Origin of the sequence: Pseudomonas gozinkensis, from assembly GCF_014863585.1 — a bacterium.
Lineage (GTDB): Bacteria > Pseudomonadota > Gammaproteobacteria > Pseudomonadales > Pseudomonadaceae > Aquipseudomonas > Aquipseudomonas gozinkensis.
The window spans coordinates 5,616,481-5,641,247 of the sequence record NZ_CP062253.1; the positions used below are offsets into that span (position 1 = coordinate 5,616,481).

Sequence of the window (24,767 nt, forward strand, 5' to 3'; positions counted from 1 at the left end):
GGCTTCTCCAGCACTCTCGCAGTTAGGCTGCGATTACGCTCACGTAACGACGACCGAAGGCGCCTTTTACTTCAAACTTGATCACGCCTTCGATTTTCGCGAAGAGAGTGTGATCTTTACCCATGCCAACGCCGTAGCCAGCGTGGAATTGGGTGCCGCGCTGACGCACGATGATGTTGCCGGCCTTGATGACCTGGCCGCCATACATCTTCACGCCAAGGCGTTTGGCTTCTGAGTCGCGACCGTTACGGGTACTACCACCAGCTTTTTTGTGTGCCATGAGTCAATTCTCCTAGTGAGGAATTAGGCTGAAATTAAGCCTGAATACCGGTGATTTTGATCTCGGTGTACCACTGGCGGTGGCCCATACGCTTCATGTGGTGCTTACGACGACGGAACTTGATGATGCGAACTTTATCGTGACGACCTTGGGAGATCACTTCAGCCACAACGGTAGCGCCAGCAACAACTGGAGCGCCGATATTCACGTCGTCGCCATTGGCAACCAACAGAACGCGATCAAAAGTTACGGATTCGCCAGTAGCGACTTCCAGTTTTTCGATCTTCAGGTATTCACCTGGTGCAACTTTGTACTGCTTGCCACCAGTAACGATTACTGCATAAGACATGGTATTTCTCCGATAATCCTGCTCACCCAGCTCTTTATAAGAAGAGGTATTGGCTGGCATGGCTGCAATGGGCTGGAGGCCCGATTGCAATTGCGTAAGGCAGGTGCTGCCCAGGAAGTTCAGGGTGCGCGATTGTACGCAAGCCTTCGAAGTCATGCAAGGGGCCGTCCATCGCGCCTTGACAGTCCCGGACGTGGGTCCTAGCATGCCGCGCAACCCTTCTGGAGCACCTGTCGCTGATGCAACCCCAAGCTTTCTACCGCGCGGTGGCGGACGATTTTAGCGCCGTTGACGGCATCATCAAGAAGCAGCTGACCTCCCGAGTGCCGCTGGTATCGAAAATCGGCGATTACATCACGTCGGCCGGCGGCAAACGCCTGCGTCCTTTATTGGTGCTGCTGTGTGGCAAGGCCCTGGGTCGCGAAGGCGACGACATGCGCCTGCTGGCCGCCACCATCGAATTCCTGCACACCGCCACCCTGCTGCATGACGACGTGGTCGACATGTCCGGCATGCGCCGTGGCCGTTCGACCGCCAACGCCATGTGGGGCAACGCCCCGAGCGTACTGGTCGGCGACTTCCTGTACTCGCGCTCGTTCGAGATGATGGTCGAACTGGGCTCGATGCCGGTGATGAAGATCCTGTCCCAGGCCACGCGCATCATCGCCGAAGGCGAAGTGCTGCAGCTGTCCAAGGTTCGCGACGCCAGCACCACCGAAGAAACCTACATGGAAGTCATCCGCGGCAAGACCGCGATGCTGTTCGAGGCTTCGACCCACAGCGCCGCGGCGCTGGCCGGTGCCTCCGCCGAACAGAGCGAAGCCCTGCGCACCTTCGGTGATCACCTGGGCGTGGCGTTCCAGTTGGTTGACGATCTGCTCGACTACAAGGGCGACGCCGAAACCCTGGGCAAGAACGTCGGTGACGATCTGGCCGAAGGCAAGCCGACCCTGCCGCTGATCTACACCATGCGCGAAGGCACTCCGGAGCAAGCGGCACTGGTACGCCAGGCGATCCAGAAAGGCGGGATCGAAGACCTGGAAAGCATCCGCATCGCTGTGGAAGCCTCCGGTTCGCTGGAATACACCGCGCAACTGGCCCGTGATTACGTGGCCCGTGCGATCAAGTGCCTCGACGCGCTGCCGGCCAGCGAATACCGCGATGCACTGGTTGAACTGAGCGAGTTCGCGGTCGCCCGCACGCACTGATTCTGCCCACTGTGGGAGCGAGCTTGCTCGCGAAAGCGATCTGCCAGTCAGCATAAATGTTGACTGATCTGACGCCTTCGCGAGCAAGCTCGCTCCCACAGTTGTTTCTGCACTATGCCCTCCTTCGCGTAAAACCCTATACAATGTGCGACTTTTAGCGATCCTCTCCAAGGAGCCTTAGTGAGCACGTTGCCACCCTGCCCGAAATGCAATTCCGAATACACCTACGAAGACGGCACCCAACTGGTGTGCCCGGAGTGCGCCCACGAGTGGACTGCCGGCGGTGAAGCCGAAGTGGCGTCCGATGACGCAGTGAAGAAAGATTCGGTCGGTAACGTCCTGCAGGACGGCGACACCATCACCGTGATCAAGGACCTGAAGGTCAAGGGAACCTCGCTGGTGGTCAAGGTCGGCACCAAGGTCAAGAACATCCGCCTCTGCGATGGCGATCACGACATCGACTGCAAGATCGACGGCATCGGCCCGATGAAACTCAAATCCGAGTTCGTCAGAAAAGTCTGAGTCTGCTGTCTTCCATCCCGCGCCCGCCGTGGGATGGAGCTTCGCCCTCCCCTGCAATCCCCAGCAATTCCATGCGATAGCCAAACGCCAGCCGTGTTGACCTTACGCAATCTTTACCCGCAAAAAATCACAAACCGCCAATAGGCGCTTGCTATTTGACGAATAAGAATTATTCTCATTGAAACCCTTTCAATGGAGATGAGAACCATGACTTATTTGATCGACGCCTGGCTGGATCGCCCGCACCCGTACCTCAGGATCCTGCATCGGGAAACCGGTGAAGTCTGCGCGGTACTGGAAGAAGAAGCCCTGCACGAGTTGCAGGATCAAGGAGATCTGGACGTCAGCGGCCTGAGTTCCAGCGAGCCCTTGGTGCTCAAGGAGCTGGTGCGCAATCTGTTCCTGTTCTGCTATGCCCGGGCCTTGCGCCCGACCAGTGAACTGCACAACAAGATCGAAGTATGAGAACGGCGGAGAAACCCTGCACAAGCCACGCTTGTGCAGGGTAACGGGATTACAGAACGTCGAGCAGTTCGACGTCGAACACCAGAACGCTGTGCGGCGGGATGCTGCCAACGCCTTGAGCGCCGTAAGCCAGTTCGCTCGGCACGTACAGACGCCATTTGCTGCCGGCATTCATCAGTTGCAGGGCTTCAGTCCAGCCAGCGATAACGCCACCCACCGGGAATTCGGCCGGCTGGCCACGCTCGTAGGAGCTGTCGAACACGGTGCCGTCGATCAGCGTGCCGTGGTAGTGAGTACGCACGGTGTCTTCACGGGATGGCTTGGCGCCTTCACCTTGAGTCAGCACTTCGAATTGCAGGCCGGAAGCCAGCGTAGTGATGCCTTCTTTCTTGGCGTTTTCAGCCAGGAATGCCAGGCCTTCGCCAGCGGCGGCTTCAGCCTTGGCAGCGGCTTCGGCTTGCATGATCTCGCGGATCACCTTGAAGCTGGCGGACATGGCTTCCTGGCTTACACGGCTTTCCTTACCGGCGAATGCGTCGGTCAGGCCGGCCAGGATGGCGTCCAGGCTGACACCCGGTGGCGGGTTGTCGCGCAGCTGGTCACCCAGCTGACGGCCAATGCCGTAGCTGACGCGGGTTTCGTCGGTGGACAGATTTACTTCGGACATGACACTGCTCCGCTGTGCGGACGGCCTCAGGACTTGCCGTGCGTGCACAGCGCGTCCCGGCGCGCCCGGAACCAAAAGGGCGAGCAGACTAGCACAGATGTTCCGGCATTGATCAGGCCCCGGGGCCTACAGTGCGGATCGCCAGGCCAGTGGCACCTTCAGGCTTTCTTCACCACTGGCGCCAAGACCGCACATTTCATCGTGCACCGAGGTGTGCACCAGGTTGAACGGCAGCACTGGAAAGTTATGCAGCACATCCCGGGCATGCTCGACCGAACGCAGCGTCAGCATTTTCCCCTGCGGATCACTCAGCGGGTACGCCGCACCATGCATCCGGGCTTCAAGCAGATAGATCCCGCCTTCCATGGAGATCAGGTTCAGTTCGTCGACCTTTCTGGCGACGGCAAACGCATTCAACTCTTGCAGGTTCATGAACGCACCTCACGCGGTGGCGAGCCTTGAGACCTACAGGGATATGCCTCGGTCGATCAAAGTACAAGCCACAAACGACACCGCCCGTCTGTTTCGCAACAGACGGGCGGTTTTGTTACAACACTCGTCAGCTCATCAGTGCTTGGTGAGCTTGTCCAGATAACCCATGGCAAACGCCGAAATCACGAAAGTCATGTGGATGATCACGTACCACATCAGGTGCTCGGGATCGACGTTCTTGGCGTCCATGAAGATCCGCAGCAGGTGGATCGAGGAGATCGCCACGATCGACGCCGCCACCTTCATCTTCAGCGACGAGGAGTCCATGGTGCCCAGCCAGCTGAGCTTCTCTTTGCCTTCATCGATGTTCAGCTCGGACACGAAGTTTTCGTAGCCGGAAATCATCACCATCACCAGCAAGCCGCCGACCAGCGCCATGTCGATCAGCGACAGCAGCACCAGAATCAGCTCGGACTCGGCCATGGAGAAAACGTTGGGAATGACATGAAACACTTCCTGGAAGAATTTCAATGCCAGCGCCAGCAGCCCGAGGGACAGCCCGATGTAGATCGGCGCCAGCAGCCAGCGCGTGGCGTACATTGCATTTTCGATAAAGCGTTCCATTGACTCTCACACAAGAAGGGTTGAAATCGGCGGCGAGTATACCAGTCGCCCATGACAGCCAGAAACCGCCCGAAAATCCGCCACCTGCGTGTGTGTGTCAAAGTTTTTCTGCTAGTGTCCAAACCATTGACAGCCCAGCGACAGTGGACAGGACGACTGGAAATGGATGTGCGATTGCCGATAACGACTGCCGGAATTTGCTTCGCCCTGTTGCTTGGCGGGTGTTCGCCCGGCGAGGAAAAGCACGCCGTCAGCCTCGAAGAGAAGACCGCGCAGTTCGAGCAATCGCTGGACGCCATCACCGACCCGAAACTCAAGGACGCCGTGACCGAACTCGGCGGTTCGCTACTGCTGCTCGAACGCGCACAGCAGCGACTCGACAACAAACCGTCCCGGACCGAATACGGCGAAGACGCCCTCGGCGTACTCCGGCATTATCCGACACCCCAGGCGCTGGTCGACACCTTCATCAATGGCCTGTTTGTGCTGCACAAGGATTCCAGTTCCGATTACCTCACTGACCTGCAACCGGTGTTCCCCTTCGTTCTCAACATCCCCGGCGGCTTTCTGTTCCCCCATGGCGTGGAATGGCAATCGGTAACCCTGAGCAACAAACGGGTTATCGCCTATCAGCCGGAATGGTCGGAAACCGATCCGGGCATTCAGCTGAGTCCGTCCAGCTCCAACGTCACCAACCCCGATGACCTGACTGTCACCTACCCGTTCATCGAGGGCCTGAATGTCGACAAGAAAAACCTGCCGCGCCCGGTCAGCCTGCAAGGCCAGGTGGAAGTCATCGCACCGAAACGCCTGCACAGTTTCAATCTGGATAGAAAGGACGTCGGCCAGACCCGCTCCGACGGCAACCTCAGCGTAACCCTGCTGAAACTGGACACGCACTACGCCGAACTCGAGTTCAGCAACCAGCTGCCGCTCGCCCCGGAGGTCGCCAACGCCCGACTCAATCCGTTGATCGTTCAGGCCCGCGACTCGACGGGCCAGTATCTGGTGCGTGCCGGCGCCATCAACGAAAATCCCGAGCAGGTGGCGTTCTATCAAAAGCAGCTGGCGTACCTGCAACAGCAAAATGCCTGGAGCGAGGCGCTGGAAAAAAAGCTGGACGATGAACAGCAGGCCTTTGAGCAACAGCATCCGCACCACTACAACAAGGTGTACTTCAACGGCCCGATCGACACCCTTGAAGTCAGCCTGCTGGATTTTTCCGAAGCGACCGTCACCCGCAAGGCGCTGGATCTGCCCGTGCGCGAGTTCGATCCGCACACCACGGAAAAAACCGTGCAGCCACTGGACCTGCCGATCACCGTCTACGACGACCAGGCGTCCGACTGGCTCAAGGGCGCATCCCTGACTGAAGAACAGCTGAAAAGCGGCGTTCACATCCGCCAGTCGGTAGAAGAACCGAGCGCCGCGCGCATCGAGTTCGACCACCGCAAAACTTTCAACGATGAAATGCTTGGCGACGACTTCAGCCCCGGCGAAAGTCCGGTGACGTTCTTCACTGAAAAACACAACGGCAAACTCGACGAGCCAATCGAACTGCCACCCGAGGCGTATCAGGTCGATCCGCTACAGGCGACGATCACTTACGACCTGAACCTGTTCCCGGAAACCCCGGCGATTGCCGTCGGCTCGATGCCGTTGTTCCTGGCCACGGTGGACAAACAGGCTTATGAAGCCAAGGCCCTGCCTAAAGGTCTGGAAATCAAAAACAACGCGCTGGTGGTGGATTTGAAGCGATACCCGGCCAACGAATGGCGATTTTTCGTCAAGGACGACAGCGGTCATTATCTGAAACAGATTCTGTCGGTCAGCCACGACGCGAGCGCGGAAGGGCCGGCGTTATTCGGCGTGCATTATTTCTACGGCCGTCCGACGCACGTGGAAACCTACCAGCGAACCGACCTCGCCACCGTGCAATACGGCTTTGAGGTCAAACTCGACAAGGCACAGACCCAGGGTGCTGCGCCCTGATCGACGCTGATGGTCGGCACTGGTGATCGACGCTAATGGTCGAAGGTGCCGATGCTGCGTCCGCGTCCACCGTTGATCTGCCGCAACTGCGCCTGTAGATGCAGTGACCAGATCTGTGGATCATTGGCCAGTTCATAGCCGTGCATCGTCAGGCTTTCAACGATGGTGTCGAGAATCGACTCGGCGGCAATCGGTCCGTGGAACGGGCCCTGGGCTTTGATGGCGGAAGGTTGTTCACCGGCCATGCCGGCGGCGAAGAGCAACGTCCACATGCCGTTATCGCCGGCCAACGGCTTGATGGCGCATTCGATACGGGTCACAAGACCCAGGCATTGACGGGTGAGGCAGAGGTTGCGCGACATGGCGGCGACCCTCGGTAAAGCCGGTGTTCAGCCCTTGCTGAAGAGCTGTTTCGATCCAGTGATACTGTCGATGTCCTTGAGCAGAGAATAGAAGAAAAGTCCGCCGCGCAAGCCGCACAGAACCAGAAGGCGCCGAATGGTCATTGTGTGAATATTGACGCCAGAGTGATGGCACTTTCGATGATTGAACCGGAATAACTGTGGGAGCGAGCTTGCTCCCACAGGGGCATTACAAGGAGACTGATATCAGGCCGGCTTGGCCTCCGCCAGCGCCTCCTGCGCCAGTTCCTTCTCGGCCTCTTTCAGATCCTCTTCGCTGATCATCTCGGCAATCACTCGCAGACGCTCCACCACCCGCGCGTTGACGCTGCCTTCCGGGAATTCGCCCTCTTCGTTCGGCTCACCGGCCGGCTCGCCCACCAGCAGGCTCAACGCTTCGTCAGCCTGGCGCACCGCGTAAACGTGGAACTGCCCGGCACGCACCGCCGCCAATACTTTTTCATCAAGCATCAGCGTGGCGACGTTGGCCTGCGGAATGATCGCGCCCTGCTCGCCCGTCAGCCCGCGTGCTTCGCAGAGACGGAAGAAGCCTTCGATCTTCTCGTTGACCCCGCCCACCGCCTGCACTTCACCGAACTGGTTGATGGAACCTGTGATCGCGAAGCACTGCTTGAGCGGGGTTTTCGACAACGCCGAAATCAGCGTGCACGCCTCGCCCAGCGACGCACTGTCGCCATCGACGTAGCCGTAGGATTGCTCCAGCGCGATGCTCGCGGAAATCGCCAGCGGGAATTCCTGGGCGTAACGGCTGCCCAGATACCCGGTGAGGATCATCACGCCCTTGGAGTGGATCGGCTGACCGAGGTTGACCTCGCGCTCGATGTCGACGATGCCGCTGCCGCCCGGGTACACCGTGGCGGAAATCCGCGCCGGCACCCCGAACGCCGAGTCGCCGACTTCGAGCACAGTCAAACCGTTGCACTTGCCGACCGCCGCGCCGTCGGTATCGATCAGAATGATCCCCGCCAGCATGTCGTCGAGAATCCGCGCCGACACCCGACCGGTACGGGTGGCCTTGGCCTTGAGCGCACGCTCGATGTGGCCGGCGTCGGTCATTTCATCGTTGGCCAGGTGCCGGATGAAGTCCGCCTCGCTGACCAACTGGAACAGATCGCCGATCCGCGCCGACAAACGCCCCTGATGTTCGGCCAGACGCGCGCTGTAAGTCGCCAGACGCGCCACCGCATCGGCGGTCAACGGCGCCATGCCTTCTTCGGAAGTGCGGGTTTTCAGCAACTGGGCGAACTGCTCCAGGCTTTCGTCGACCATCGGAATGTCTTCGTCGAAGTCCACCAGAACGCGGAACATCTCCTGGAAGTCCGGATCGAGGTCCTGCAGCGTGTAATACAGCTGACGGGCACCGATGATGATCACTTTGACCTGCAACGGAATGTGCTGCGGGTTGAGCGTCACGGTGGCGAAACGGCCCATCTCGCCCAGCGGCGATTCCATCTTCAGCTTGCGCGATTGCAGGGCGCGCTTGAGCGCATCCCACACGAACGGCTCACCGAGCATTTTTTCCGCTTCAAGGATCAGGAAACCACCATTGGCGCGGTGCAGTGCACCCGGACGCAACTGGCGATAGGTGGTGTAGAGCGCGCCCTGATCGGTGGTGTACTCGATGCGGCCGAACAGGTTTTCGTAGGTCGGATGCGGCTCGAACACCACCGGTGCGCCGCCGCTGGCCGGATGGCCGACCACCAGGCTCGGTGCGTATTGTTCTTCCAGCAGCTTGCGCGCGACCGCGTCGGTCTTGCTGTCATCGACCAGTTGCTCGACCACGGTTTTCAGCAGATAGACCTGCATCGCTTGCAGGTAACCGCAGACGGCAGCGTTTTCCGCGTACTTTTCCGACAGCGGTGCGAGCAGAGGCTGCAAGGCCAGAGTGATGGTTTCTTCGTTGAGCTGACGCAGTTGGTTGCTCGATTCGCGCTTCCATTGCGGCAGGCTGGCGAGCTCTTCGTTCAGGCGTTCTTCGAGGCCGGAAATGTCCTCGTGGAAACGCTCGCGCTCTGCCTCCGGCAACTGGGCGAATTCGGCTTCGTCCAGCGCCTTGCCTTCAAGCATCGGGGTAAAGGCGATGTTGCTGCTGTCGCGGTACAGGGCGACGTCTTTTTCCAGGGCCAGACGTTCGATGACGTCCAGCGCCTTGTCGTAGCGCTGATTGAAGGCGCGGTCGATGGCGCTCTTCTTCTGCTGGTAGGACGGATGTTCGAACACCGCAGGAAAGGTCGACAGCAGGTTGTCGATCAGGCCGTTGATGTCGCCGATGAATGCTCCGGCGCTACCCGATGGCAGTTCCAGGGCGCGAGGTTCGCGCGGCTCATCGAAATTGTTGACGTAGACCCAGTCCGCCGGGGTCTGCAGGCGTTTGCCTTCGGCCTTCAGGTAACGTTTGACGAACGAGAAACGGCCGGTGCCGGGCTCGCCCATGACGAATACGTTGTAACCGGGGCGTGGCATGGCCACACCGAACTGCAAGGCTTCGACCGCTCGTTCCTGGCCAAGCACACCGCGAAAGGGCTCCAGATCATTGGTGGTAGTGAAGCTGAACTGTTCAGCGGAAAACGGACGGGTCAGCGCTTCGGGCGCTAGACGCAAGCTGGCAGCAACAGGATCAGGCATCGGGCTTCCTTAACAATCAGGCGGGGCAGATAGCGGCATTCTGGCGCTGCCCGAGCCCCACTGGCAAGGCGCGCCATACGACAAAGCATAGACAACCGGCCAACCTCGACCCAGCCCCATTGAAACCGGGGGTGTCGCCAAATCTTTCGTAAAAAATCACGGAACCCCGGGAACGTGCCTAAACTCCAAACTGCGCGGCTGGAACTAATACCGGCCCACTGGCTTCGTTTGGATCTGTTTCTACAGAGCTTGGGGGGCCAGAACCCTGTCCATTGGTATGCACACAAAGAGAACAAAGCTATGAAACGGATTCTTCTCGGTACTCTCTTCACCGCTGTATCCATCAACGCAATGGCGCAAGCTCCAGGCGGCCCGGATTGCGGTTGGGGCAACATGCTGTTCGAAGGTCAGCGTGGCACCCCGGCTCACTTCCTGGCATCCACCACCAACGGCACCTCCGGCAACGCCACATTCGGCATGACGTCCGGCACCAACGGTTGCTCCACCAACGCATCGCTGACCTACGGCGGCAAATCCTGGTTTGCCATGAATGGCATGATGAACGAGCTGTCCGAAGACATGGCAAAAGGCAACGGCGAAGCGCTGACGACCTATGCCGTGGTACTGGGCGTGGCGCCGGAAGACCGTGCGCACTTCGCCGCCGTCACTCACGAGCACTTCCAGCAGATCTTCAGCAAGGCTGACGTGACCGCCGAAGACGTGCATACCAACACCCTGGCCGTTCTGAAGGCAGACCCACGTCTGGCCAAGTACGCGACTCAGGCTTAAGCTCGACCCACCCGCTTCTTTCGGGAAGCGGGTTTTATTTTTTCGACCCGCCCTTCTTGGGTCTTTGTTTCTTTCGACTTAAGTTGCCATTTATGCTCAAACGCCTTGCCTGGCTGGCGCTGTGTGTCTGCGCCCCGCTGTCCGCCGCGCCTCACGTCGACCCTCAACGTTTGCAGCAACTGGCCAACGACCGCTTCTGGATTTCCCTCGGTCATTACGAAACCGCCAAGCTCGGTGGCTGGCGCAGCTACGTCAGCGACAAAAAATTCTTTCTTGCCCCCGATGGCAACGAACACCCCGACCATGAACTGGCCGCCACCGTGCAGGCGCTGTACGCCCCCGCCAGTCTCGGTGAGCAACACGCTCAGTGCGTTTATCCGGCACGTACCCGCTGGCTGAAGGATCAACTCAACCTGACCGACCTGCCGACGCCGGACTGCGCCGAATTCAAGAAATGGTTCAAGGATGTCTCGCCCCACAGCGCGGTGATGATTTTCCCGGCGGCCTACCTCAACAGCCCGTCGTCGATGTTCGGCCACACCCTGCTGCGCATCGACCAGGCTGACGTACAGAGCGACAAGACTTCGCTACTCAGTTACGCGATCAACTTCGGCGCGTACATCGAAGGCTCGGACAACAGCATTCTTTACGCCTGGAAAGGCCTGATGGGCGGTTATCCGGGGCTGTTCGCGCTGGTGCCCTATCAGGAAAAACTCTCGGAATACCGCAGCCTGGAAAACCGTGACCTGTGGGAATACCGGCTCAATCTGACGCAAGCCGAAACCGCACGGATGGTCGAGCATGTGTGGGAGTTGAAGCAGATCCAGTTCGACTATTTCTTCTTTGACGAAAACTGCTCCTATCGCCTGCTCGAACTGCTGCAGGTCGCCCGCCCGAGCCTGCGCCTGACCGAGCAATTCCCGCTGACCGCGATCCCCACCGACACCGTCAAAGCGGTGAAGGAAGCCGGGCTGGTCGAGCACATCGAGTATCGCCCTTCCCGCGAGCGTGAACTGCTCAGCCGCGCCGAGCCCCTGAGCGGCGAGGAACAGGACTGGGTGCTGAAGGTCAGCGCCGATCAGCAGCAATTGCAGGATCCGATGTTCAAGGCCCTGCCCCGGGATCGGCAAGCGCTGATCATCGACGCCGCGTATCGGCTGGAGCGCTACCGCGCCAACGGCCAGGAGCGTGATCCACAGCGTGCGCAGCGCAGTTTCGAATTGCTGCGGGCGATCAACAAGAACCCGGCGCCGGAGCTGCAAATTCCTCAGCCAGGCCTGCCCGAGGACGGCCACGAATCGCGTACCTGGCAGGCCGGTCTCGGCACGCGCGGTGACCGCGCGTTCGGTGAGTACGGCTTGCGCATGGCCTATCACGACCTCAACGACAACGCCGAGAGTTTCCCCCTCGGCGCGCAGATCGAAATCCTGCAAATGAAGCTGCGCCAGTACGAAGGCAATCACTGGCAGTTCCAGCAACTGGATCTGGCGACCATCCGCTCGCTGACGCCGCGCAATGCGCTGTTGCAGCCGCTGTCGTGGCAGGTCACCGGTGGTCTTGAACGTGTACCGGGCAAGCACGACGACGAAACGTTGGTCAGCCATGTCAACGGTGGTGGTGGCGGGACCTGGGCGTTGGGTGACGATGTGCTGGGCTTTGCCCTCGGGACGGTGCGCGTTGAACACAACAATGATTTCGCCGAGTTCGTGTCCCCCGCAGGCGGTTTCAATACCGGCGTGCTGTGGAAAAACCCGCTCGGTAATCTCAGTGTCGAGGCCAAAGGCGATTACTTCTTCAATGGCGAAGTGCGCCGTAGCCTGAGCCTGAACCAGCAGTGGGAATTGTCGCGCAACCTCGGCCTGCGCCTGAGCGCCCAGCGTGAGTTCAGCCATCTGGCAACACCGGAGACCGAGGTGATGCTGGAAGTGAAGTGGTATCACTACTGAAACGACCACTGTGGGAGCGAGCTTGCTCGCGATGGCAATCGGTCAGTCGCCATTGAGGTGACTGACACTCCGTCATCGCGAGCAAGCTCGCTCCCACAGGGATTTGCGCTGTTCTACAGATTGCTCACGCGCCTTTCACATCCTTCCGACGAATCCGCTTCTAGACTTTCCCTATCAGCCGTTTGACGGCTCGGGAGAGTGTGATGTGGCGGTGTGCGGTTTTTGCGGGCGTGTTGCTGTTGCTGGGTGGCTGTCAGAGCACCCACGAAGATCTGATTGCCAAGGGTTATCCGCCGGCGTTCGCCGACGGTTTCGATGACGGTTGCATCAGCGGTCGGCAAGCGGCCGGTTCGATCAGTGGCGAGTTTCGCAAGAACGTGCCGCGTTATCTCAAGGACAAGCAATACGCCGAGGGCTGGAGCGACGGCTTCCGCCAATGTCAGGCGATGCTGGAAAACAAGGACCGCGAACAGTATCGCAACGAGCACTGGGACGAACGCGAGCGCGCCTGGCAGCAGGAAAAGGATCAGGGCGCCGCGCGGGCTTATCGTTCGCAGTAGGTCGTTTCCAGACATCCAGCGAAACCTTTTGCCTGCGACCATGGCCCAACGGTTGTAACAGGAGCCCATCATGAGTCGCGCCTTCGTCAACGAAGACAACGCCGCTGCGCAAGCCGATCAGCCGGTCGAACGGCAGGTCAGCAAGCAGCCCAATTACGTCACGCCGCAAGGGCTCGCCCAGTTGCAGGCGAAAGTCGCCGAACTGCAAACCCTGCACGCCGAACAGTCTGCCAAGGGCGAACAGGCCGACAAGCAGCGGCTGGCCGATCTCGAACGGGATTTGCGTTACTTCAATCAACGGGTCGGCAGCGCTCAGGTCGCACCGGCCCCGACGTCGAACGACAAGGTGCAGATCGGCAGTTGGGTGACCTACGCCGATGAACACGACACCGAGCGCCGGGTGCAACTGGTCGGTGAAGACCAGGCGGATGCCGCCAACGGCCTGATCAACTAGGCCTCACCGCTGGGCCGTGCGCTGCTTGGCGCACGGCTCAACGATGAAGTGCTGTGGCAGCGCCCGGCCGGCGATCAACTGATCGAAGTGATCCGCATAGAACGTTCTTAAACAACGCCTTGGGCGAGCATCGCATCGGCGACCTTGACGAAGCCGGCGATGTTCGCGCCTTTGACGTAGTTGATCCGGCCGTTTTCCTCACCGTAATGCACGCAGGCGTGGTGGATCGACTGCATGATCCCGTGCAGCTTGCTGTCCACCTCGCCGCCCGTCCACAGCAGGCGCATGGCGTTCTGCGACATCTCCAGCCCACTGACCGCCACGCCGCCGGCATTCGAGGCCTTGCCCGGCGCGAACAGGATCCCGGCCTCGATAAAGATATCCACAGCCTCAAGGGTGGTCGGCATGTTCGCGCCTTCTGCCACGCAGATGCAGCCGTTGCGCAGCAAGGTGCGGGCGGATTCGGCGTCGAGCTCGTTCTGGGTCGCGCATGGCAGCGCGATGTCGCACGGCAACGACCATGGCAGTTGACCGGCACGGAACTCCAGGCCGAATGCCGCCGCCAATTCGCTGATCCGCCCACGCTTGACGTTTTTCAGTTCCAGCAGCGCCAACCACTGTTCTTCGCTCAGGCCGGCCTCGCAATACAGCGTGCCTTCGGAGTCAGACAGGGAAATCACCTTGCCGCCCAGATCCATCACTTTGCGAGCCGCGTACTGCGCAACGTTGCCGGAACCGGAGATCGCCACGCGCTTGCCTTCGACGGTCTGCTCGCGACGCTTGAGCATTTCCTCGGCGAAGTACACACAACCGAAACCGGTGGCTTCCGGGCGGATCAGGCTGCCGCCGTAGGTCATGCCCTTGCCGGTCAGCACGCTGGTGAACTGGTTGCTCAGGCGCTTGTACTGACCGAACAGGAAACCGATCTCCCGCGCGCCAACACCGATATCGCCGGCCGGCACGTCGACATCGGCACCGATGTGACGGTACAGCTCGCTCATGAACGCCTGGCAGAAACGCATGACTTCGGCGTCGCTCTTGCCCTTCGGATCGAAGTCCGAACCGCCCTTGCCGCCGCCCATGGGCAGCGAGGTCAGGGAGTTCTTGAAGGTCTGTTCGAAGGCGAGGAATTTCAGCACGCCCAGGTTCACCGAAGGGTGGAAGCGCAAACCGCCCTTGTACGGGCCGATGGCGCTGTTCATCTGGATGCGGAAACCGCGATTGACCTGGACCTTGCCCTGATCGTCGACCCACGACACCCGGAACACCACCGCCCGTTCCGGCTCGCACATACGCTCCAGAATCCCCGAGGTCAGATAGTGCGGATTGGCTTCGAGAAACGGCCACAGGCTGCGCAGGACTTCTTCGACGGCCTGGTGGAATTCGGGTTGATCCGGATCGCGTTTTTTCAGGCGGGCGAGGAAGGACTCGACGGATTCGATCATGGGCAAAGTCTCGGCAAATTTATTGTCGTTGGAGGAGATTGAGCCGGACTGTAACAAACGATCTGTACACAGCAACAGACAAAAATGTCGCATTTATGAAAACAAACAGTACACAAGCTGTGATTTAAGATCTGCTTCGACTGATATTCCGCCATCGCTGGCAAGCCAGCTCCCACAGGATTTGTGTCTTTTCTTTCATGGGTGAACACCGCAGAAATTGTGGGAGCTGGCTTGCCAGCGATGAGGCCCGCGCAGTATTGCAGGCAAAAAAAAGCGGAGCCCGAAGGCCCCGCTCTTTCATGCAACCAACCGGTTATCAGGCCAGTTTCTTGTGGCGTACCCGGTGTGGCTGGGCCGCCGCTTCGCCGAGGCGCTTTTTGCGGTCGGCTTCGTACTCGGTGTAGTTGCCTTCGAAGAACACCGCTTGCGAGTCGTCTTCGTACGCCAGGATGTGGGTCGCGACGCGGTCGAGGAACCACCGATCGTGAGAGATCACAATGGCGGCGCCCGGGAAGTCCAGCAGGGCTTCTTCCAGGGAACGCAGGGTTTCAACGTCGAGGTCGTTGGACGGTTCGTCGAGCAGCAGGACGTTGCCGCCCTCCTTCAGGGTCAGCGCCAGGTGCAGACGACCGCGCTCACCACCGGACAGGTCCTTGACGAACTTCTGCTGATCGCCGCCCTTGAAGTTGAAGCGGCCGACGTAGGTACGCGACGGGATCTCGTAGTTGCCGATGCGGATCTGGTCGGAACCGTCGGAGATCTGCTGGAACACGGTCTTGCTGCCGTCCAGGTCCTCGCGGCTCTGATCCACGCAGGCCAGTTGTACGGTTTCGCCGATCTCGATGCTGCCGGAGTCCGGGGTTTCCTTGCCCATCAGCATGCGGAACAGGGTCGACTTACCGGCACCGTTACCGCCGATCACGCCGACGATGGCGCCTTTGGGCATCGAGAACGACAGGTTGTCGATCAGTACGCGATCGCCGTAGCCCTTGGTGACGTTCTTGAATTCGATGACCTTGTCACCCAGGCGCGGACCGGCCGGGATGTAGATCTCGTTGGTTTCCGAACGCTTCTGGAATTCCTGCGACTGCATTTCTTCGAAGCGTTGCAGACGAGCCTTGGATTTCGACTGGCGGGCCTTGGCGCCTTTGCGCACCCACTCCAGCTCTTCCTTCATGGCTTTTTCGTGGGCCGATTGCTGCTTGGATTCCTGGGCCAGACGATCGGACTTGGCTTCCAGCCAACCCGAGTAGTTGCCCTCGTAAGGAATGCCCGCGCCGCGGTCGAGTTCCAGAATCCAGCCGGCAACGTTGTCCAGGAAGTAACGGTCGTGCGTGATCGCTACCACAGTGCCCGGGAAGTCGTGCAGGAAGTGTTCGAGCCACGCAACGGAGTCGGCGTCCAGGTGGTTGGTCGGTTCGTCGAGCAGCAGCATGTCCGGGGCGGACAGCAGCAGACGGCACAGGGCCACACGACGCTTTTCACCACCGGACAGGTGTTCGACCTTGGCGTCCCAGGCCGGCAGACGCAGCGCATCGGCGGCGACTTCCAGCTGGCGCTCGAGGTTGTGACCATCGCTGGCCTGCAGGATCGCTTCGAGTTTGGCCTGCTCGGCAGCCAGTTTATCGAAGTCGGCATCCGGGTCGGCGTAGGCGGCGTAGACCTCGTCCAGACGCGCTTGCGCATCCTTGATCACACTGACCGCTTCCTCGACCACTTCTCGCACGGTCTTGGTTGGATCAAGTTGTGGCTCTTGCGGCAGATAACCGATGTTCAGATCCGGCATCGGACGTGCTTCGCCCTCGAACTCGGTGTCGACGCCGGCCATGATTTTCAGCAGCGTGGATTTACCCGAACCGTTGAGGCCGAGTACGCCGATCTTGGCGCCGGGGAAGAAAGACAGCGAAATGTTTTTCAGGATTTCCCGCTTCGGCGGAACAACTTTGCCCAGCCGATGCATGGTGAAGACGTATTGAGCCATGGAGAACCTTGGGTCAGTGACAGATGAATGATTGGAGCGCAGGCGATGCCCGGCCAGACCGATGCGCGTCGTTCACTTGATGGTCATCAATGCGTGCGCGCTGAAAAAGTCTGAGTCTAGGAGCTGGAACGCTCCCGCGTAACCGGCAAAGCTACCTTAATGACCGGTGGCAGTCCAGCCGAGCGGGGCTGGCACTTCGCCACAACTCAAGGCATGCTAGCCGCCCCTTGGGCGTCCGGCTTATAGTGCACGTCGCGCCAGTCCAGCCAGACAGCAGGATTACAGCTTGTCCAACGTCACTCCGCCAGCCTCTGTGAGCAGCACCCAACCGGCGCCCGGCTCGTCCCTGCGCGGAACATTGAAAGGCGCACTGGCGACACTGGTGCTGTTGCTACTCGCGCTGCTGTTCTGGCAGTTGCTCGATCAACTGCGCGAAACCCAGAAAAACCAGCGTCAGTACACCATCGACTACACCGCCGACCTCGCCGCGCAGGTCAGCCTGAACATGGCGTTGAACGCGCAGATCGCCCTAAATCTGCTACCGATCGTCGAACAGCCCCAGTCAGCCGACGAACAGCAGGCGCTGCTGCGCAAGCTTCAGCAATCGCTGCCCGACCTGCGCAGCCTGGCGCTGCTCAGCCCGTCCGGAAAAATCCTCAGTGACAGCGCCTCTGACAGCCACGACGCCGATTACCTCAGCGATCTGGTTCGCCGCAGTCGAGCCCAAGCCCATTATTTCAGCAACGCCGACGACGGTTCGGTGGTGCATCTGTTGCTGCATCAGGCCAGCGGCAGCACGCGCGGTTACTGGGCGCTGCGCCTGACGCCGACCTTCTTCGACGCACTGACCAAACAGGGCGACAGCGGAATCCGTCCGCTGTGGCTGGTGGAAAACCGCGTCAACCATCAGATCATCAGCCGTGACGAAGCACTGCCGTCCACCAAGACCAGCACCCTGACCCCGGACGATCTGGCCAACAGCGTGCTGACCGTGCCGCTGAGCAGCAGCGACTGGCAATTGCGTGGCCTGTTCGACCGTCAGCATGTGCTCGAACAACTGCTGCCGGCGTTCATCGGCAAATGCCTGTTGGGCCTGGCGCTCTCGCTGCTGCCGTTCATCGCATTGCTCAACATGCGCCGTCGTCAGCGTCAGGTGCATGAAGGGCGTCGGCGCTATCAGGATATTTTCGAAGGCACCGGCGTGGCGTTGTGCGTGCTGGATCTTTCGGGGCTCAAGCAGGTTTTCGAGAAGGCTCAGATCCAGACCAGCGACCAGCTCAAGGCCTGGCTCGACCAGCCGGCGCAGCGCCAGCAATTGCTTCACGAACTGCATGTGACCGAGGTCAACCAGGTCGCACTGCAACTGCTTAACGTCAATTCCTGCGACCACGCCTGGCAACTGTTGATCGACGGCCAGCCGCACAGTCAGTGCGCCATCGGCAATCAGGTGCTCGACGCCGTGCTCCAGCAGCAAAAGCAGCTGGAACTGGAAATCAGACTGCCGGACATCAATGGCCGCGACCAGCATCTGTGGCTGGTGCTGCGCCTGCCCCAGGAGCAGCACGACTACAAGGCCGTGATCCTGAGCATCAACGACATCACCAGCCGCAAGCTGATCGAGCTGTCGCTGCTGGAGCGCGAAGGTTTCTGGTCGGACGTGGTGCGTACCGTGCCGGATCACCTGTATGTGCAGGACGTGATCAGCCAGCGGATGATTTTCAGCAACCACCACCTCGGCCAGACCCTCGGTTACAACCGCACCGAGCTGCATCAGATGGGCGAGTACTTCTGGGAAATCCTCCTGCACCCGGAAGATGCCGACTACTACCATCGCTCGCGGCAGATGCAGCGTCACGCCGGTTACAGCCAGTTGTTGCAATGTCAGTTGCGCTTCCGTCACCGCGACGGCAAGTGGCGGCGCTTCGACATTCGCGAACAGGCGCTGGCCCGTGACAAACACGATCAGGTCACGCGGATCATCGGCGTGGCCAAGGACATCACCGAGCAGATCGAAGCCAGCGAATCATTGCGCGACAGCGAACAGCGCTACCGCATGCTCGCCGAAAGCATCAGCGACGTGATTTTTTCCACCGACAGCAAGCTGTCGCTGAACTACGTCAGCCCGTCGGTGCAAGCGGTGCTGGGTTATGACGCCGAGTGGATTTTCCAGAACGGCTGGCAATCGACCATCGCCAACCCGCAGCAACTGAGCGGCATCTATCACCTGATGGATCGCGTCAGCAAAGCCTTGGGCAAACCCGAGCAACTGGGGATTTTGCGCAGCCAGGTGCAGACCCAGATGTTCCTGTTCGACTGTCTGCGGGCCGACGGCCGCAAGATCCCGATCGAACTGCGTCTGGTGCTGGTGTGGGACGAACACGGCGCCTTCGAAGGCGTGCTCGGGGTCGGGCGCGACATCAGCCAGCAGCGCCGCGCCGAAAAAGACCTGCGCATGGCGGCCACGGTATTCGAGCACTCGACCTCGGCGATCCTGATCACCGACCCCGCCGGTTACATCGTCCAGGCCAACGAGGCGTTCAGCCGGGTCAGCGGCTACGCGGTGAGCGAAGTGCTCGACCAGTTGCCGAACATGCTCACCGTCGACGAACAGCAGGACGCGCACCTGCGCTACGTGCTCAAGCAGTTGCATCAGCACAGCACCTGGGAAGGTGAAGTCTGGCTCAAGCGCCGCAACGGCGAGCACTACCCGGCGTGGGTCGGCATCACCGCCGTGCTCGATGACGAGGGCGACCTCGCCAGTTACGTGTGTTTCTTCAGCGACATCAGCGAGCGCAAGGCCAGCGAACAACGGATTCACCGCCTCGCCTACTACGACGCCCTGACCCATCTGCCGAACCGCACGCTGTTCCAGGATCGCCTGCACACCGCGCTGCAATCGGCCGAACGGCAGAAGTCGTGGGTGGTGTTGATGTTCCTCGACCTCGACCGTTTCAAACCGATCAACGACTCCCTCGGCCACGCCGCCGGCGACCGCATGCTCAAGGACATGGCCACGCGTTTGCTGGCCTGCGTCGACGATGACGACACCGTGGCGCGAATGGGCGGCGACGAATTCACTCTGCTGCTGCAACACCGCTCCAGCCGCGAAATGGCGCTGAACCGTGCGATCCACGTCGCCGAACAGATTCTTGGCAGCCTGGTGCGACCGTTCGTGCTGGAGGGTCGCGAGTTCTTCGTCACCGCCAGTATCGGCATCGCCCTGAGCCCGCAGGACGGCAATGAACTCAGCCAGCTGATGAAAAACGCCGACACCGCGATGTACCACGCCAAGGAGCGCGGCAAGAACAACTTCCAGTTCTACCAGGCCGACATGAACGCCAGTGCGCTGGAACGCCTGGAACTGGAAAGCGACCTGCGTCACGCCCTGGAGCAGAACGAATTCGTGCTCTATTACCAGCCGCAGTTCAGCGGCGACGGCAAACGCCTGACCGGCACCGAAGCCCTGCTGCGCTGGCGTCACCCCCGTCGCGGACTGGTGCCACCGGGGGATTTCATCCCGGTGCTCGAGGAACTCGGTCTGGTGGTGGACGTCGGCGACTGGGTGATCAGCGAGGCCTGCCGTCAGCTCAAGACCTGGCACCAGAGCCGCGTGCGTGTACCGAAAGTCTCGGTGAACATTTCCGCCCGGCAGTTCTCCGACGGCCAGCTCGGCACGCGGATCGCCACCATCCTCAAGGAAACCGGCCTGCCGCCGGCGTGTCTGGAGCTGGAGCTGACCGAAAGTATCCTGATGCGCGAAGTCAGCGAGGCGATGCAGATCCTTGCCGGCCTGAAGAACCTCGGCCTGAGCATCGCGGTCGACGACTTCGGCACCGGTTACTCATCGCTGAACTACCTCAAGCAATTCCCGATCGACGTGCTGAAGATCGACCGCACGTTCGTCGACGGCCTGCCGTCCGGCGAGCAGGACGCGCAGATCGCCCGGGCGATCATCGCCATGGCCCACAGCCTGAATCTGGCGGTGATCGCCGAGGGTGTGGAAACCCATGAGCAACTGGACTTCCTGCGCGAGCATGGCTGCGACGAGGTTCAGGGTTATCTGTTCGGACGGCCGATGCCGGCGGGACGGTTCGAGGCGCAGTTCAGCAATGATGCGCTGTTCATGTTCGACTGAAGATCGGCGGCGCGGCCATCGCTGGCAAGTCGAGTCGTCGCACCGCAGCTCCCACAGGTTTGATGCCGATCAAAATATCGGGTTACCACCCCGACTATTGTGGGAGCTGGCTTGCCAGCGATGAGGCCAGCAAAAGCACCGCACATCTGTCATGAACGCCACTTGTCTGCGACATGATGTCGTTTCATATGCCATCCAAAACCCGATGGGTTAGAATGCCCCCCTTTTCTGCCCCCGATCCTTGAGGACCGCCATGTTCAGCCGTGATTTGACTATTGCCAAGTACGACGCCGATCTTTTTGCCGCCATGGAGCAAGAAGCCCAGCGCCAGGAAGAACACATCGAGCTGATCGCTTCGGAGAACTACACCAGCCCAGCGGTGATGGAAGCTCAAGGCTCGGTACTGACCAACAAGTACGCCGAAGGCTACCCGGGCAAGCGCTACTACGGTGGTTGCGAGTACGTCGACGTCGTTGAACAACTGGCCATCGACCGCGCCAAGGAGCTGTTCGGCGCCGATTACGCCAACGTTCAGCCGCACGCAGGTTCCCAAGCCAACGCCGCTGTCTACCTGGCCCTGCTGTCGGCGGGTGACACCATCCTGGGCATGAGCCTGGCACACGGCGGTCACCTGACCCACGGCGCCAGCGTTTCCTCCTCCGGCAAACTGTACAACGCCATCCAGTACGGCATCGATGCCAACGGCCTGATCGACTACGACGAAGTCGAGCGTCTGGCGGTTGAACACAAGCCGAAAATGATCGTGGCCGGTTTCTCTGCCTACTCGCAGATCCTCGACTTCCCGCGCTTCCGCGCCATCGCCGACAAGGTGGGCGCCTACCTGTTCGTCGACATGGCTCACGTGGCCGGTCTGGTCGCCGCTGGCGTCTACCCGAACCCGGTTCCATTCGCTGACGTCGTGACCACCACCACCCACAAGACCCTGCGCGGTCCACGTGGCGGCCTGATCCTGGCTCGCGCCAACGCCGACATCGAGAAGAAGCTGAACTCCGCCGTATTCCCGGGCGCCCAGGGTGGCCCGCTGGAGCACGTGATCGCCGCCAAAGCGATCTGCTTCAAGGAAGCACTGCAGCCTGAGTTCAAGGCTTACCAGCAACAAGTGGTGAAAAACGCCCAGGCCATGGCCGGCGTGTTCATCGAGCGCGGTTTCGACGTGGTTTCCGGCGGTACTGAAAACCACCTGTTCCTGCTGTCGCTGATCAAGCAGGAAATCTCCGGTAAAGACGCCGACGCCGCCCTGGGCAAAGCGTTCATCACCGTGAACAAGAACTCCGTGCCAAACGACCCACGCTCCCCGTTCGTCACCTCCGGCCTGCGCTTCGGTACTCCGGCGGTGACCACTCGCGGCTTCAAGGAAGCAGAGTGCAAAGAGCTGGCCGGCTGGATCTGCGACATCCTGGCTGACCTGAACAACGAAGCGGTGATCGACGCCGTTCGTGAGAAAGTCAAAGCCATCTGCAAGAAACTGCCGGTATACGGCGCTTAATTGCGACGTTAAACCCGCAGCATGAAAAACCGGCCAGTGATGGCCGGTTTTTTTTCGCCCGCAAAAAAGTTTCGATAGGGAAATGGCTCAAGGTCGGGGGCTCGCGCTCAACTGGTCAGACCGGTCATGCCAATTCGTCATTTTTCACTTGCGATCCGTAAAAAACAGCGCCTAGACTGCACCCGCACTGGACATACCGGTAAGACCACAATAATTAAGTCCTGAATCTGATGCGCCCCGCGCACGGCAGCCAGGACACCGACCAGGATTCCTCCCATGCTCAGATGGTGCTCGCGTTCAATCTTCCTCCAAGTGGTTCTCGGACTGGTGCTCGGCATCGTCTGCGGGCTGACCCTTCCCGAATACTCGGCCCAGCTCAAACCGCTCGGCGACGGCTTCATCAAACTGATCAAGATGCTCATCGGCCTGATCGTGTTCTGCGTGGTGGTCAGCGGCATCAGCGGCGCCGGCGATTTGAAGAAGGTCGGGCGCATCGGCCTCAAGTCGGTGATCTACTTCGAAGTGCTGACTACCATCGCCCTGGTGATCGGCCTGGTGTTCGCCTTCACCACCGGAATCGGCAGCGGCGCCAACATCCATCTGGAGCAGCTGTCCGCCGCCGACATGGGCGACATCGCCGAACGCGGCCAGCACATGCACACGACCACCCAGTTCCTGATGGACCTGATCCCGACCTCGGTACTCGGCGCCTTTGCCGACAACAACATCCTGCAAGTGCTGCTGTTCTCGGTGTTGTTCGGCAGTGCATTGAATCTGGTGGGCGAAGCCGCTTCCGGGATCTCGCGGCTGATCAACGAATTGAGCCATGTGATCTTCCGCATCATGGGCATGATCGTGCGTCTGGCGCCGATCGGTGTGTTCGGCGCCATTGCCTTCACCACCAGCAAATACGGCCTGGATTCGCTGCAACACCTGGGCAGTCTGGTCGGTTTGTTCTACCTCACCTGCATCGCGTTCGTCAGCGTGATTCTCGGTCTGGTGATGCGTGCCTCCGGCCTGCGCATGTGGCCACTGCTCAAGTACCTGCGCGAAGAATTGCTGATCGTCATGGGCACCGCCTCGTCCGACGCCGTGCTACCGCAGATTATGCGCAAGCTTGAGCATCTGGGCATCGGCAGCTCGACCGTCGGGCTGGTGATTCCCACCGGTTACTCGTTCAACCTCGACGGTTTTTCGATCTACCTGACCCTGGCCATCGTGTTCATCGCCAACGCCACCGGTACGCCGCTGGCCATGACCGACCTGCTGACGATTCTGTTGGTGTCGCTGATTACCTCCAAAGGCGCCCACGGCATTCCGGGATCGGCGCTGGTGATTCTCGCGGCCACGCTGACGGCCATCCCGGCGATTCCGGTGGTCGGTCTGGTGCTGGTGCTGGCGGTGGACTGGTTCATGGGCATCGGCCGGGCACTGACCAACCTGATCGGCAACTGCGTCGCCACCGTGGCCATCGCCCGCTGGGAAAAGGACATTGATGTGCAGCGGGCGAACAAGGTGCTCAACGGCGAGCAGGGCTATAACTTTCAGCCGAGAAAAACGGCCGCTCAAGGGGCGGCCAAAGAATTCTGAATGAGCGCCGTGCCTGCGCCAATGCAGGCACGGCTCATGGAGCGAACACGTGATTACTACATCAACCGTCGTCAACTCAGTGGTGGAAAAACTCCGCGCCGCATTGGCCCGTGGCCAGTGGCGTTCCGGCGAGATGCTGCCGGGTCAGCGTGAACTGGCCGAACAACTGGGCATCAGCCGCCCGAGCCTTCGCGAAGCGGTGATCGTGCTGGAAACCCTCGGCCTGGTGCGCTCGATGCCGGGCAAAGGCGTGGTGGTGCTCGACGCCCAGGCCGGTGACAGCCAAAGCCACGACAGCGCAGTGGCCGGCGCCAGCCTCGAAGACGTGCTGCAACTGCGCTACACCCTCGAACCGTTCATCGTTGGTCTGGTGGCGCAGTCGATCAGCAGCAAGGAAGTCGGCCAGTTGCGCCTGACCCTGATGGACATGCGCGAAGCCCTCGAAGCGGGCGACAGCGAAGCCGGGGTCAGCGCCTACATCGCCTTCCACGAGGAGCTGTTCACCCTGACCTCGAATCCGATTTTCCAGAGCGTGGTGCAACAGACCAGCAATGCCCTCAAGCAAAGCGCCGAAGTACTGCGCAATTCGCCGGAGCATCTGGCCGAACGCCTTGAGGAAAACGAAGCCGTGGTGCGCGCGATACGCAGCAAGAACAGCGCCCAGGCCAGCGCCGAGATGCGCCGGCACATCCTGCGTGAAGGCCAGCGGATGGGCATCGAGCTGAATATTCCGGATGACAACCTGAGTCACTGAAACGCCTCACACTGGAGACC

Annotated in this window: 20 protein-coding genes and 1 pseudogene; 12 read left to right on the top strand and 9 right to left on the bottom strand. The window is 60.3% G+C overall.

Annotation, left to right across the window (positions count from 1 at the left end):
* Window positions 1-22 precede the first annotated feature (22 nt).
* Together rpmA and rplU are read right to left on the bottom strand one after the other, a co-directional pair.
* Window positions 23-280: a 50S ribosomal protein L27 gene (gene rpmA, locus IHQ43_RS25020; RefSeq protein ID WP_016773121.1), complete on the bottom strand. Its 258-nt coding sequence runs from the start codon at window positions 278-280 to the stop codon at window positions 23-25.
* Between the two features lie 34 nt (window positions 281-314).
* On the bottom strand, window positions 315-629 hold the full coding sequence (rplU, locus tag IHQ43_RS25025) for a 50S ribosomal protein L21 (protein ID WP_007950961.1): 315 nt from the start codon (window positions 627-629) through the stop codon (window positions 315-317).
* Between the two features lie 239 nt (window positions 630-868).
* Between rplU and IHQ43_RS25030 the strand changes: the two genes are divergently transcribed.
* The 3 genes from IHQ43_RS25030 to IHQ43_RS25040 all read left to right on the top strand — a co-directional run bounded on the left by IHQ43_RS25030 (window position 869) and on the right by IHQ43_RS25040 (window position 2,824).
* Window positions 869-1,837, top strand: coding sequence for a polyprenyl synthetase family protein (locus tag IHQ43_RS25030; RefSeq protein ID WP_192562456.1), 969 nt, complete (start codon window positions 869-871; stop codon window positions 1,835-1,837).
* A 180-nt stretch (window positions 1,838-2,017) separates the two neighbouring features.
* On the top strand, window positions 2,018-2,359 hold the full coding sequence (locus tag IHQ43_RS25035; protein WP_192562457.1) for a zinc ribbon domain-containing protein YjdM: 342 nt from the start codon (window positions 2,018-2,020) through the stop codon (window positions 2,357-2,359).
* A 207-nt stretch (window positions 2,360-2,566) separates the two neighbouring features.
* A complete protein-coding gene (locus tag IHQ43_RS25040; RefSeq protein WP_007950964.1) occupies window positions 2,567-2,824 on the top strand; it encodes a PA4570 family protein in 258 nt (85 codons plus the stop codon).
* Window positions 2,825-2,873: 49 nt separating this feature from the next.
* Here the strand turns inward: IHQ43_RS25040 and bamJ are convergent, their stop codons facing one another.
* The 3 genes from bamJ to IHQ43_RS25055 all read right to left on the bottom strand — a co-directional run bounded on the left by bamJ (window position 2,874) and on the right by IHQ43_RS25055 (window position 4,547).
* Window positions 2,874-3,491 carry a BamJ family beta-barrel-assembly machinery protein gene (gene bamJ, locus IHQ43_RS25045; RefSeq protein ID WP_007950965.1) on the bottom strand — a complete coding sequence of 206 codons (618 nt, stop codon included), beginning with the start codon at window positions 3,489-3,491 and terminating at the stop codon, window positions 2,874-2,876.
* Window positions 3,492-3,617: 126 nt separating this feature from the next.
* Entirely contained in the window at window positions 3,618-3,923 is a 306-nt protein-coding gene (locus tag IHQ43_RS25050) for a DUF6482 family protein (protein WP_007950966.1), read from the bottom strand.
* Between the two features lie 135 nt (window positions 3,924-4,058).
* Window positions 4,059-4,547, bottom strand: coding sequence for a TIGR00645 family protein (locus IHQ43_RS25055; protein WP_007950967.1), 489 nt, complete (start codon window positions 4,545-4,547; stop codon window positions 4,059-4,061).
* A 162-nt stretch (window positions 4,548-4,709) separates the two neighbouring features.
* On the opposite strand from IHQ43_RS25055, the gene IHQ43_RS25060 reads away from it, so the two are divergent.
* The gene (locus IHQ43_RS25060) at window positions 4,710-6,539 is read left to right on the top strand and encodes a hypothetical protein (protein ID WP_192562458.1); all 1,830 of its coding nucleotides are present in this window, start codon (window positions 4,710-4,712) and stop codon (window positions 6,537-6,539) included.
* Between the two features lie 32 nt (window positions 6,540-6,571).
* Here the strand turns inward: IHQ43_RS25060 and IHQ43_RS25065 are convergent, their stop codons facing one another.
* Window positions 6,572-6,901: a PA4575 family protein gene (locus tag IHQ43_RS25065; RefSeq protein ID WP_007950969.1), complete on the bottom strand. Its 330-nt coding sequence runs from the start codon at window positions 6,899-6,901 to the stop codon at window positions 6,572-6,574.
* Between the two features lie 246 nt (window positions 6,902-7,147).
* Window positions 7,148-9,586, bottom strand: coding sequence for a Lon protease family protein (locus IHQ43_RS25070; protein ID WP_192562459.1), 2,439 nt, complete (start codon window positions 9,584-9,586; stop codon window positions 7,148-7,150).
* A gap of 300 nt (window positions 9,587-9,886) precedes the next feature.
* Here IHQ43_RS25070 and IHQ43_RS25075 point away from each other — a divergent pair, with 300 nt between their 5' ends.
* The 4 genes and pseudogenes from IHQ43_RS25075 (at window position 9,887) to IHQ43_RS25090 (ending at window position 13,446) form a co-directional block, all read left to right on the top strand.
* Window positions 9,887-10,375: a DUF3015 domain-containing protein gene (locus IHQ43_RS25075; protein WP_007950971.1), complete on the top strand. Its 489-nt coding sequence runs from the start codon at window positions 9,887-9,889 to the stop codon at window positions 10,373-10,375.
* A gap of 92 nt (window positions 10,376-10,467) precedes the next feature.
* Window positions 10,468-12,321 (top strand): Lnb N-terminal periplasmic domain-containing protein, encoded by a 1,854-nt coding sequence (locus IHQ43_RS25080; protein WP_192562460.1) that lies wholly within the window; start codon window positions 10,468-10,470, stop codon window positions 12,319-12,321.
* A gap of 203 nt (window positions 12,322-12,524) precedes the next feature.
* Entirely contained in the window at window positions 12,525-12,881 is a 357-nt protein-coding gene (locus tag IHQ43_RS25085; RefSeq protein ID WP_007950973.1) for a hypothetical protein, read from the top strand.
* Between the two features lie 70 nt (window positions 12,882-12,951).
* Window positions 12,952-13,446 (top strand): annotated as a pseudogene (locus IHQ43_RS25090) (GreA/GreB family elongation factor).
* Here IHQ43_RS25090 and gdhA read toward each other — a convergent pair.
* Window positions 13,443-14,780, bottom strand: a complete 1,338-nt coding sequence (gdhA, locus tag IHQ43_RS25095; protein WP_192562461.1) for an NADP-specific glutamate dehydrogenase — start codon at window positions 14,778-14,780, stop codon at window positions 13,443-13,445. The pseudogene IHQ43_RS25090 and the gene gdhA overlap by 4 nt on opposite strands.
* A gap of 316 nt (window positions 14,781-15,096) precedes the next feature.
* Entirely contained in the window at window positions 15,097-16,761 is a 1,665-nt protein-coding gene (gene ettA / locus IHQ43_RS25100; protein WP_041065248.1) for an energy-dependent translational throttle protein EttA, read from the bottom strand.
* Window positions 16,762-17,047: 286 nt separating this feature from the next.
* Here ettA and IHQ43_RS25105 point away from each other — a divergent pair, with 286 nt between their 5' ends.
* The 4 genes from IHQ43_RS25105 to IHQ43_RS25120 all read left to right on the top strand — a co-directional run bounded on the left by IHQ43_RS25105 (window position 17,048) and on the right by IHQ43_RS25120 (window position 24,747).
* The gene (locus tag IHQ43_RS25105; RefSeq protein WP_192562462.1) at window positions 17,048-20,896 is read left to right on the top strand and encodes a bifunctional diguanylate cyclase/phosphodiesterase; all 3,849 of its coding nucleotides are present in this window, start codon (window positions 17,048-17,050) and stop codon (window positions 20,894-20,896) included.
* 253 nt (window positions 20,897-21,149) lie between these two features.
* A complete protein-coding gene (gene glyA, locus IHQ43_RS25110) occupies window positions 21,150-22,403 on the top strand; it encodes a serine hydroxymethyltransferase (protein ID WP_085655048.1) in 1,254 nt (417 codons plus the stop codon).
* Window positions 22,404-22,679: 276 nt separating this feature from the next.
* The gene (locus IHQ43_RS25115; RefSeq protein WP_192562463.1) at window positions 22,680-23,993 is read left to right on the top strand and encodes a C4-dicarboxylate transporter DctA; all 1,314 of its coding nucleotides are present in this window, start codon (window positions 22,680-22,682) and stop codon (window positions 23,991-23,993) included.
* A 49-nt stretch (window positions 23,994-24,042) separates the two neighbouring features.
* A complete protein-coding gene (locus tag IHQ43_RS25120; RefSeq protein WP_192562464.1) occupies window positions 24,043-24,747 on the top strand; it encodes a FadR/GntR family transcriptional regulator in 705 nt (234 codons plus the stop codon).
* Window positions 24,748-24,767 lie beyond the last annotated feature (20 nt).

Coding starts and splice junctions, on each gene's coding strand:
- IHQ43_RS25055 (WP_007950967.1), bottom strand. CDS start 4,547: ATGGAACGCTTTATCGAAAATGCAATGTACGCCACGCGCTGGCTGCTG.
- IHQ43_RS25075 (WP_007950971.1), top strand. CDS start 9,887: ATGAAACGGATTCTTCTCGGTACTCTCTTCACCGCTGTATCCATCAAC.
- rpmA (WP_016773121.1), bottom strand. CDS start 280: ATGGCACACAAAAAAGCTGGTGGTAGTACCCGTAACGGTCGCGACTCA.
- IHQ43_RS25115 (WP_192562463.1), top strand. CDS start 22,680: ATGCTCAGATGGTGCTCGCGTTCAATCTTCCTCCAAGTGGTTCTCGGA.
- rplU (WP_007950961.1), bottom strand. CDS start 629: ATGTCTTATGCAGTAATCGTTACTGGTGGCAAGCAGTACAAAGTTGCA.
- IHQ43_RS25030 (WP_192562456.1), top strand. CDS start 869: ATGCAACCCCAAGCTTTCTACCGCGCGGTGGCGGACGATTTTAGCGCC.
- IHQ43_RS25085 (WP_007950973.1), top strand. CDS start 12,525: ATGTGGCGGTGTGCGGTTTTTGCGGGCGTGTTGCTGTTGCTGGGTGGC.
- IHQ43_RS25070 (WP_192562459.1), bottom strand. CDS start 9,586: ATGCCTGATCCTGTTGCTGCCAGCTTGCGTCTAGCGCCCGAAGCGCTG.
- IHQ43_RS25040 (WP_007950964.1), top strand. CDS start 2,567: ATGACTTATTTGATCGACGCCTGGCTGGATCGCCCGCACCCGTACCTC.
- gdhA (WP_192562461.1), bottom strand. CDS start 14,780: ATGATCGAATCCGTCGAGTCCTTCCTCGCCCGCCTGAAAAAACGCGAT.
- IHQ43_RS25065 (WP_007950969.1), bottom strand. CDS start 6,901: ATGTCGCGCAACCTCTGCCTCACCCGTCAATGCCTGGGTCTTGTGACC.
- IHQ43_RS25050 (WP_007950966.1), bottom strand. CDS start 3,923: ATGAACCTGCAAGAGTTGAATGCGTTTGCCGTCGCCAGAAAGGTCGAC.
- glyA (WP_085655048.1), top strand. CDS start 21,150: ATGTTCAGCCGTGATTTGACTATTGCCAAGTACGACGCCGATCTTTTT.
- IHQ43_RS25080 (WP_192562460.1), top strand. CDS start 10,468: ATGCTCAAACGCCTTGCCTGGCTGGCGCTGTGTGTCTGCGCCCCGCTG.
- bamJ (WP_007950965.1), bottom strand. CDS start 3,491: ATGTCCGAAGTAAATCTGTCCACCGACGAAACCCGCGTCAGCTACGGC.
- IHQ43_RS25060 (WP_192562458.1), top strand. CDS start 4,710: ATGGATGTGCGATTGCCGATAACGACTGCCGGAATTTGCTTCGCCCTG.
- ettA (WP_041065248.1), bottom strand. CDS start 16,761: ATGGCTCAATACGTCTTCACCATGCATCGGCTGGGCAAAGTTGTTCCG.